General features: G+C 70.5%; 9 protein-coding genes. 5 read left to right on the plus strand and 4 right to left on the minus strand.

Going from position 1 to position 8,551, the window contains the following annotated elements:
* Nucleotides 1-2: 2 nt before the first annotated feature.
* Nucleotides 3-548, minus strand: a complete 546-nt coding sequence (locus ACIQUT_RS09035; protein ID WP_403560987.1) for an ATP-binding protein — start codon at nucleotides 546-548, stop codon at nucleotides 3-5.
* On the opposite strand from ACIQUT_RS09035, the gene ACIQUT_RS09040 reads away from it, so the two are divergent.
* From ACIQUT_RS09040 to ACIQUT_RS09055, 4 genes are all read left to right on the plus strand, one after another.
* Nucleotides 541-717, plus strand: coding sequence for a hypothetical protein (locus ACIQUT_RS09040; protein WP_403560989.1), 177 nt, complete (start codon nucleotides 541-543; stop codon nucleotides 715-717). The genes ACIQUT_RS09035 and ACIQUT_RS09040 overlap by 8 nt on opposite strands.
* 147 nt (nucleotides 718-864) lie before the next feature.
* The gene (locus ACIQUT_RS09045) at nucleotides 865-1,959 is read left to right on the plus strand and encodes an alanine racemase (protein ID WP_403560991.1); all 1,095 of its coding nucleotides are present in this window, start codon (nucleotides 865-867) and stop codon (nucleotides 1,957-1,959) included.
* Nucleotides 1,960-2,299: 340 nt separating this feature from the next.
* Complete coding sequence (locus ACIQUT_RS09050; RefSeq protein ID WP_403560993.1) at nucleotides 2,300-2,980, plus strand: hypothetical protein; 681 nt, start codon at nucleotides 2,300-2,302, stop codon at nucleotides 2,978-2,980.
* Between the two features lie 244 nt (nucleotides 2,981-3,224).
* Nucleotides 3,225-3,698, plus strand: a complete 474-nt coding sequence (locus ACIQUT_RS09055; RefSeq protein WP_403560995.1) for a GNAT family N-acetyltransferase — start codon at nucleotides 3,225-3,227, stop codon at nucleotides 3,696-3,698.
* A 52-nt stretch (nucleotides 3,699-3,750) separates the two neighbouring features.
* Here the strand turns inward: ACIQUT_RS09055 and ACIQUT_RS09060 are convergent, their stop codons facing one another.
* The 3 genes from ACIQUT_RS09060 to ACIQUT_RS09070 all read right to left on the minus strand — a co-directional run bounded on the left by ACIQUT_RS09060 (nucleotide 3,751) and on the right by ACIQUT_RS09070 (nucleotide 6,581).
* On the minus strand, nucleotides 3,751-4,866 hold the full coding sequence (locus tag ACIQUT_RS09060) for an AI-2E family transporter (RefSeq protein WP_403560997.1): 1,116 nt from the start codon (nucleotides 4,864-4,866) through the stop codon (nucleotides 3,751-3,753).
* A gap of 76 nt (nucleotides 4,867-4,942) precedes the next feature.
* The gene (locus tag ACIQUT_RS09065; RefSeq protein ID WP_403560999.1) at nucleotides 4,943-6,061 is read right to left on the minus strand and encodes a hypothetical protein; all 1,119 of its coding nucleotides are present in this window, start codon (nucleotides 6,059-6,061) and stop codon (nucleotides 4,943-4,945) included.
* A gap of 115 nt (nucleotides 6,062-6,176) precedes the next feature.
* On the minus strand, nucleotides 6,177-6,581 hold the full coding sequence (locus ACIQUT_RS09070) for a MerR family transcriptional regulator (protein WP_403561653.1): 405 nt from the start codon (nucleotides 6,579-6,581) through the stop codon (nucleotides 6,177-6,179).
* A 449-nt stretch (nucleotides 6,582-7,030) separates the two neighbouring features.
* On the opposite strand from ACIQUT_RS09070, the gene ACIQUT_RS09075 reads away from it, so the two are divergent.
* The gene (locus ACIQUT_RS09075) at nucleotides 7,031-8,521 is read left to right on the plus strand and encodes a SulP family inorganic anion transporter (protein ID WP_403561001.1); all 1,491 of its coding nucleotides are present in this window, start codon (nucleotides 7,031-7,033) and stop codon (nucleotides 8,519-8,521) included.
* Nucleotides 8,522-8,551: the final 30 nt, after the last annotated feature.

Here is an 8,551-nt window from a genome sequence, read left to right on the forward strand (position 1 = left end):
GGTCACGGGGTGCCGGTCGGCAGGATGAAGCGGACCACGACCGTCTTCCCGCGCCCGTCGGCGGCCCGCTCGATGCGGATGTCGCCGCCGTACTCGCGCGCGAGGTCGGCCACCGTGCGCAGCCCCCGCCCGCAGGCCGGGCCCGCCGACGCCGACGCCGGCGCCAGTGCCAGTGCCGGCGGCCGCGGATCCCGGTCCCGGACACCCACCATGAGCAGGTGATCGTTCATGGTCAAGGTGATCTCGGCGTCCGGGGAGTCGCGGGCGTGCCGGACGGCGTTGGCGACCAGCTCGCTGACCACCAGCAGCACGGCCCCGCCCAGCGACGAGTCGACCGGCACGCCGAACAGCACCAGCGACCGCTCCGTACGCTCCCTGACGGCCCGCACCGAGCCCGGCGCCGACGCGACGGTCCACGCGTGGCGGCGTGCCTGCACCGCCTGCCGGCGGTCGTCCGGATGACGTCCCACTACCCGGCCGCCGGCCGCGAGGACCGCATCGCCGCCCTCACCGGCCGCCTGCGCCGTCAACGCGGACTCCGTGGTCACGGGCCACCCGCAGCGCGTCCTCCAGCTCCTCGGCGGCCTGGGCTTCCTCGAAGGCATCGTCATCCTCCTGCGCAGCCGCCAGACGAGCCCGCGCCACACGGACCCGCTCCAGCGCCGCCTCCACGAACCCGGCCACACCCCAACCCCCGTCCACCGATCTCAGAACTAGTGAATTGCATAACTCTGCAAGTCTAGCGTGGAAGGGTGCACAGCGGCCCGCCCGGGCCCGGAGCGGCCCCCGCGCCGCACAGAGCAGGCAGATCCCCGCCGACCTGTCATGATCATCTCGATGTGTTCCACGGCAGGGAGGCAACAGATGGCGATACCGCTGCCCGATGGCTTGGCCACGCCGGCGCTGGTGGTCGATCCGGACGTACTGGACAGAAACATCTCGCGGATGGCTGAGGCCTCGCGGGCCCATGGGTTCGCCCTGCGCCCGCACGCCAAGAGCCACAAGTGCGCGCAGATCGCCGACCGCCAGCTCCGGGCCGGCGCGCGCGGGCTGTCGGTGGCCACGATCGGCGAGGCCGAGGCACTCGCCCGTGCCGGTGTGGACGACCTGTTCATCGCCTATCCCCTGTGGCTCGATGCCGACAAGGCGCAGCGGCTGCGTCGGCTGGCGGACGAGGCTGCTCTGAGAGTCGGGGTCGAGTCGGTCGAGGGCGCACAGCGGCTGGCGGATGCCGTGCGCGGCAGCGCCCGGCCGGTCGAGGTGCTCGTCGAGGTCGACAGCGGGAGCCGGCGCACGGGGGTGCAGCCGCACGCTGCCGGTGAGGTCGGCAAGGCGGCCGCCGGTGCGGGACTGGACGTGGTCGGCGTGTTCACCTTTCCGGGCCACGGCTACGGTCATGACGCGCGGGCACGCGAGCGTGCCGCCCGGGACGAGGAGCGCACGCTGGGCGAGGCCGCACAGGAGCTGCGGGACCTGGGGCTCGACGTCCGCGTGGTCAGCGGCGGGTCGACGCCGACGGTGGGGCAGTGGCAGCCGGGTGCAGTGAGCGAACTGCGCCCCGGTGTCTACGTCTTCAACGACGCCACCCAGCTGGCCATCGGTACCTGCGGGGTGGAGGATCTCGCGCTGGCCGCCGCGGCAACGGTGATCAGCGTTCCCGCAGCGGACCGCTTCGTGCTCGATGTCGGCAGCAAGGTCCTCGGCTCGGACCGGTCGCCCTGGGTGACGGGCCACGGCTACCTGCCCCGGTTCCCGCAGGGAACCATCACCGGCTTGTGGGAGCACCATGCCGTGGTCCGGCTTCCGTCCGGCGTGCGGGGTCCACGCCTCGGGTCGTCGGTCGCCGTCGTCCCCAACCACATCTGCACGCCGGTGAATCTCGCCGATGAACTGCTGGTGGTGCGCGACCGCGAAGTGATCGACCGCTGGCAGGTCACGGCACGGGGCGCCAATACCTGAGCGTCACCTCCGGCGGAGAGTGCGCTGACGTGCCAACTCCCGGGCGCAGGAGGTCAAAGGGGTCGGTCGGGTCGCTCCTAGATTCGAGGGGTGCCGAGCCGCCGATACGGCGGGCGCACTGCCGATCACTCCGAGCCCACCCGGGTCGCCGACCTGATCAGGGACGCGGTACGGGCGACGAGCCGACCGACCGGCCTCCGCGACGACAGCAGCGGGACCGCGTCAGACGGGGCGCCCCCCCTCGCCCGAGCCGCCCACACGTCATATGAGTACGCGTACTCACTCCGAGCCGGGTGAGGGCACCCATCCGCCGCGCCTCCCGCCCCCATAGTGTCCTCGTATGCCTGACGAGACCGTGCCAAGCGCCGCCACCCCGACCGAGCCCAGGGGCTCCTCCTCCTGCCTCCGCGGCGCCCTGGGATGCGGCGGCGCCGCGCTCGTCGGCGTACTCGTCCTGGTCGGCGCGCTCGCATGGGGTTCATGGGGGTCGACGGACTTCCCCCGAGTCGCGCCCGAGGAGATGGCCGACCGCGCCCTCCAGCGCTCCCAGGAGGCCTACGAGGTCATGGGGTTCAAGCGCACCATGGAACCCGGAGTCGAGAAGCTCGGCGTCAGCACGGAGAACACACTGGGCACCGGCTTCTGTTACGACGGGGGCCTGCTCGGGCTGGACGACAAGACCATCGACGGCGCCTACTCCATGCACCACAGCTGGGCTCTGGACCACGTGCCGGCGAACCAGGCGGTCCCCGGCCTCCGCCGACTGCACCGGTTCTTCCAGGACAAGGGCTGGAAGGTCACGTCCTACCGGGAAGGCGAGCAGGGCAGGGACTGGGACTTGTTCGTCCAGCGGGACAACGGCAAAGAGCGGATGTCCTTCACCTGGTACGCGGACCGCGAGTACTTCAGGGGCGGCGCCACCGTGCCCTGCGCCTACGACCCGGAGTGGAAGAACGGCGACGTCGGCCCTGCCGGCGACAACCAAAGGCCACCCGCCTTCGGACCCGCACGACGGGACTGAAGGGCGTCGCAGAAGGCTCGGTCTGGGGCCCGGCCGAACGCCGAGGTGCACCCGGCTCCACGTCCGGGCGGACGCAAAGGGCCTGATCACCTGGGACACCGGCGTCGACTCCGCGGTGTGCCGGGCCCACGAGCACGCCACAGGCGTGATCACGGCCGGGCCTCGTTGCGGCCATCGATGAAGGGCTGTGGCCGGTACGGAAATCGGTTTGCCTCACCCCGCGGCAGGAGCGAGGCTCGCCCCCATGACCACAGACCTCATTGTGCGTCGGGCCCGGCCCACCGATGCCCGGGCCTTGGCCGAACTGCGTTGGATCTTCAAGCAGGAGGACCACGAAGGGCAACCGTCGGCTCCTGCCCGGCCCCTGGAAGAGGCCGAGCACTGGATCTGCGACCGGCTCGGCGGTGGCCGCTGGTTGGCCTGGCTCGCGGAGACCGAAGGCGAAATCTGCGGTCACGTTTTCCTCTGTCTCGTGGAGAGGATTCCGGAGCCCTACGAGGACAACAACCCAGTCGGCTATGTCACGAACTTCTTCGTCGTGCCGTCACAACGGAACAAAGGAGCCGGCTGGGCGCTCCTCGAGGCACTCAAGCAGCATGCACGGAGCGCCGGCCTCGAGGGCTTGATCGTCTGGCCGTCGGAGCGCAGCACCCCGATCTATCGGCGCTCCGGTTTCCGCCCTCCAGAGGAACTGTTGGAACTTCCACTCGACACCTGAGGAGATCCGCTTCCGATACAGGCCCGCGCGGGCGGCCCGCCGTCGCGTCACGTCACGACGCGACGGGGACGGCGGTGGGTGCCTCGTCGGGGTCCGGTGCCGGCCTGTCGTCGCTGAGCTGCTCGCGCAGGTAGTTCCAGAACACCGCGATGAGCGCGGCCAACGGGACGGCGAGCAGACTGCCCACGATGCCGGCCAGACTGCCGCCGAGCGTCACCGCCAGCAGGACGACGGCCGCGTGCAGGCCGAGTCCGCGGCTCTGGATCATGGGCTGGAACACGTTTCCCTCCAACTGCTGCACCACGACGATGATCGCCAAAACGATCAGCGCGTCGGTGACGCCGTTCGACACGAGCGCGATGAGGACCGCGACCAAGCCGGCGAACAGGGCGCCCACGATCGGCACGAACGCGGAGACGAAGGTCAGCACCGCGAGGGGAAGCACCAGGGGGACGCCGAGAATCCACAGACCCAGGCCGATGAACACGGCGTCGAGGAGGCCGACGAAGGCCTGGCTGCGCACGAACGCCCCCAGGGTGTCCCAGCTCCGCTCCGCCACGATCGGGACGTCGACGGCGAGTCGGCCGGGGAGCTGGCGGGTGAGCCACGGCAGGAACCGGGGGCCGTCCTTCAGGAAGAAGAACATCAGGAAGAGGGCCAGGAAGGCCGTGACCACGCCGTTGAACACGGTTCCCACGCCGGTCGCGACCGCGGTGACCATGCTGCCGATGCTGCCCTGGACGCGGGCCATCGCCGTGTCGAAGGCGCCGGAGATCTCGTCGTCGCCGATGTTCAGCGGCGGCCCGGCCGCCCACTCGCGCAGTTGCTGGATTCCCTCGACCACGCCCTTGGAAAGCTCCCCGGATTGGGAGGCGACCGGCACCGCGATGAGAGCGACGATGCCGGCGACGACCAGCATGAACGAGACCGTGACGGCCGCTGCCGCCAAGGCGGGGGGCCAGCCGTGCCGTCGCAGGAAACGCGTCAGCGGCCAGGTCAGGGTCGTGAGGAACAGGCCCACGATGAGCGGCCAGGCGACCGACCACATGCGACCCACGATCCACAGGGTCACCCCGGCCATCAGCAGGACCAACACCGACTCGGCGGACACACGAGCCGCTGTGCGCAGTGCGGCGGCGGCTTTGGCAGAACTCAACGTGGCGGACATGGGCCCACCCTACGGACCCGCCGATCCGCACCCGGGGCCCGCCCCCGCCCCGCGCCCCGCCCGCCCGCCCAGTGCCCTATCCGTCGAAGCGGATCCAGCGGAAGCCGTGTTCAAGCAGTGGTGTCAGGATCCCGCGGTGCAGTGCGCCGAAGCTGACGGTTGCCTCGTGCTCGTCTCTGCTGACCGCCACGAGCAGTCCCGGTGCCACGTAGAACTCCACGGCTTGGTAGGTCGGCAGGAACGGGCTCAACGGGACGGGGCGCAGCGCGTCCCACAGCACGCCGAGGCGTGCGGTCGGCATGACGTAGGTCGCCGCGTGGTAGGGGGCGGCAAGAAGGGCTCCGTGGAGGGTGAACTGCAGGAGGAAGCGACTCAGGGGCTCCTTCTCGGGGATGGTTTCCGCGTCCTCGTTGCGGGGGTCCTCGGTGTGCCAGACGGGGGGATCTTCCGCGTCCGGGCCCTGTGGTGGCCACGGGATGGACCAGTCCATGGAGGCCCCGGCCCACTCGGCGAAGACCAGTCGGTCGCCGAGTGGCCCGGTGGCGTGTTCGGGCCGCCTGAGCACCGGGTCGTGGAACCGGTGGATCGCCGGGCGGAGGCGGGCCAGGTGGTGGAAGGCGGTCAGTGCCTCCGGCAGGCGGCCGTCCGGTTCGCCCGCCGTGCCTTTGGAGTCGGCCGTCGCCGTCGCCGTCTCCTCGGCGGGGAACCAGCCGAGGACGAAAGACTCCAGGGCCCGTATCGGATCGACGGGCACGAGGTCGACCCATTCCACCCCGGGTACCGGCCCGGGTGCCGGTACCGGCCGGACGGCGTCCAGCACCGGGCGGCTCAACGGTTGGTCGAGCTCCAGTTCGGCGTGCTGGAGATGGTCCGGTGCCGACGCGCTGCTGCCCCTGCAACGTGCTGTACCGAGGGGGAGGCACCCCTGGTCCAGGCCGGCGAAGACGTGAAGGGGAGGGGCGCCTTCGAATGCGAAGCGGGGAGCCAGCGCCGGACCCATTTCCCCGCGCAGGAGCACCTTGGTGGAATCCTGAACGCCGCTGACCCTGGGGTGGTCCCCGGGTGCCACGATGACAACGGTCGCGTCGGCCCCCGCCCCGACCAGGGCCGGGCCCACCTCATACCGGACGAGCCCGGCTCCGGCGACGGACAGCGCCGCGGCATCGGCGATCAAGGGCGGAAGCGTCTGCATCATGCGCGACCCTATCCACGGGACGCATGGGGCGAGAGGGCCTGCCCGGTCGGCGCCGACGGCCGGTGCCGGACGGCCGCCACACCGACGATCGATGAGGCACATCCCGGAACGAGCCTTACACGTGTCGAGGCGTCACATCCTCGGTCCGGGTGAGCCGGGTGCGCAGGGTGCCTTCGAAGTCCTCGGCGCGGGCGAGCTGGACGCGGAGCTTGTCGACCTGCTCGGCGGCGGCCTGCTGGTAGGTCCGTACGCGCTCCAGCAGGGCTTCCCGCTCGTCGGCGTCGAGGTCGGTGCCGGCGTCGAGGCGGTCGGTGGCGTCGAGCAGATCGCGCATCTGGTCGAGGGTGAAGCCGAGGGGCTTCATCCGGCGGATGACCATGAGCCGGGCGACGTCGGCTTCGGTGTAGAGGCGGAAGCCGCCCTGGGAGCGGGCGGAGGGGACGACGAGTCCGGTCTCCTCGTAGTGGCGGATCGTTCGCAGGGACAGCTCGGTTCGCGAGGCGACCTCACCGATCTGCATGTGCTTGTCCTCCACGCCCGTGATCCTCTGGTCTTCTCGTCGTCGGTCTCGGTGCCCGGCAGGCCGCCACCGATCTCTACCCTAACGTTAGGGTAGAGTTGCTGATGGTGAGCGCGGCGTTCCGTGCTCACCATTGCCGTGTCGGGGCCGATGGCGCCTCCGGCAAAGATCCGATTCTTGCAGGAGACGCGCGTGCGTGAGCCCATGTCGCCCGCCGCCTGCCCGCCGTGACGCTTCGCCGCAGGACGTGAACCCGGCCGCACTCTCGCGCGGGCTCCACTCCGCACTCCGCACTCCGCCTCCCTCTCGACTTTTGGCTCCGTATCTCGCGAAGCCGACCGCGGGGTGCCGGCCCGGCACCTCCGCCTCCTCCCGTACGCCCCGTCCTGCCACAGGGGTGTACCCGAGCACGACAGGTTCCGTCCCCCTTGCCTTCTGCTGCCACAGCCGTGTCCCGAGCCGCGCGCCTGCGCGCTCTGAAGCCCGACTGGATCACCGATCCGAAGGTCTGGCGCACCGAGGTCCTCGCGGGCCTGGTCGTCGCGCTCGCGTTGATCCCGGAGGCGATCTCGTTCTCGATCATCGCCGGTGTCGACCCGGCCATCGGCCTGTTCGCCTCGTTCACCATGGCAGTGACGATCGCGATCGTGGGCGGCCGGCGGGCGATGATCTCCGCCGCGACCGGCGCCGTGGCCCTGGTGATCGCTCCGCTGAACCGGGAGCACGGATTCGGCCACCTCGTCGCCGCCGTCATCCTCGCCGGCGTCTTCCAGGTAGCCCTGGGCGCACTGGGGGTGGCGAGGCTGATGCGGTTCATCCCCCGCTCGGTCATGGTCGGGTTCGTCAACTCCCTCGCCATCCTGATCTTCATGACCCAGGTCCCGGAGATGCGGAATGCCCCCTGGCCGGTCTACCCGCTGATCGTCGGTGGACTGGCGCTGATGGTGTTCTTCCCGAAGATCACCACCATGATCCCCGCCCCGCTCGTGTCCATCGTGATCCTGACCGTCATCACGGCCGCGGCCGGGATCGCCGTCCCGACGGTGGGCGACAAGGGCGAGCTGCCGTCGTCCTTGCCGGTGCCGGGTCTGCCGGATGTGCCCTTCACCCTGGACACCCTGACGACCGTCGCCCCGTACGCCTTCGCCGTGGCACTGGTCGGCCTGATGGAGTCGCTGATGACTGCGAAGCTCGTCGACGAGATCACCGACACCCACTCCAACAAGACCCGCGAGTCCATCGGGCAGGGCATCGCCAACATCGTCACCGGCTTCTTCGGCGGCATGGGCGGCTGCGCCATGATCGGCCAGACGATGATCAACGTGAAGGTCTCCGGCGCCCGCACCCGCCTGTCGACCTTCCTCGCGGGCGCGTTCCTGATGGTGCTGTGCATCGTCTTCGGCCCGGTGGTCTCCGACATCCCGATGGCGGCCCTGGTCGCGGTGATGGTCATGGTGTCGTGCGCGACCTTCGACTGGCACTCCGTCGCCCCCAAGACCCTCCGGCGGATGCCGGCGGGCGAGATCACCGTCATGGTGATCACCGTCGCCTGTGTCGTGACGACCCACAACCTCGCCATCGGCGTCGTCGTCGGGTCGGTCGCCGCCATGGTCGTCTTCGCCAAGCGCGTCGCCCGCCTCGCCGAGGTCACCGCAGTGGTCGACCCCGACGGGACCACGGTCGTCTACCGGGTCACCGGTGAGTTGTTCTTCGCCTCCTCCAACGACCTCGTCGGCCGGTTCGACTACGCCGCCGATCCGGACCGGGTCGTCATCGACCTGTCCGCGGCCCACATCTGGGACGCCTCCTCCGTCGCTGCCCTCGACGCCATCGAGTACACGTACGCCCAGCGCGGCAAGACCGTCGAGATCACCGGTCTGAACGGCCCCAGCGCCGACCTCCACGGCAAGCTCAGCGGCGAACTCGCGGCCGGCCACTGACAATCACCCGGCGAGCCCCGGCCCCAGCCC

This window comes from Streptomyces sp. NPDC090445 (assembly GCF_044769385.1).
In the GTDB taxonomy this organism is placed as follows: domain Bacteria; phylum Actinomycetota; class Actinomycetes; order Streptomycetales; family Streptomycetaceae; genus Streptomyces.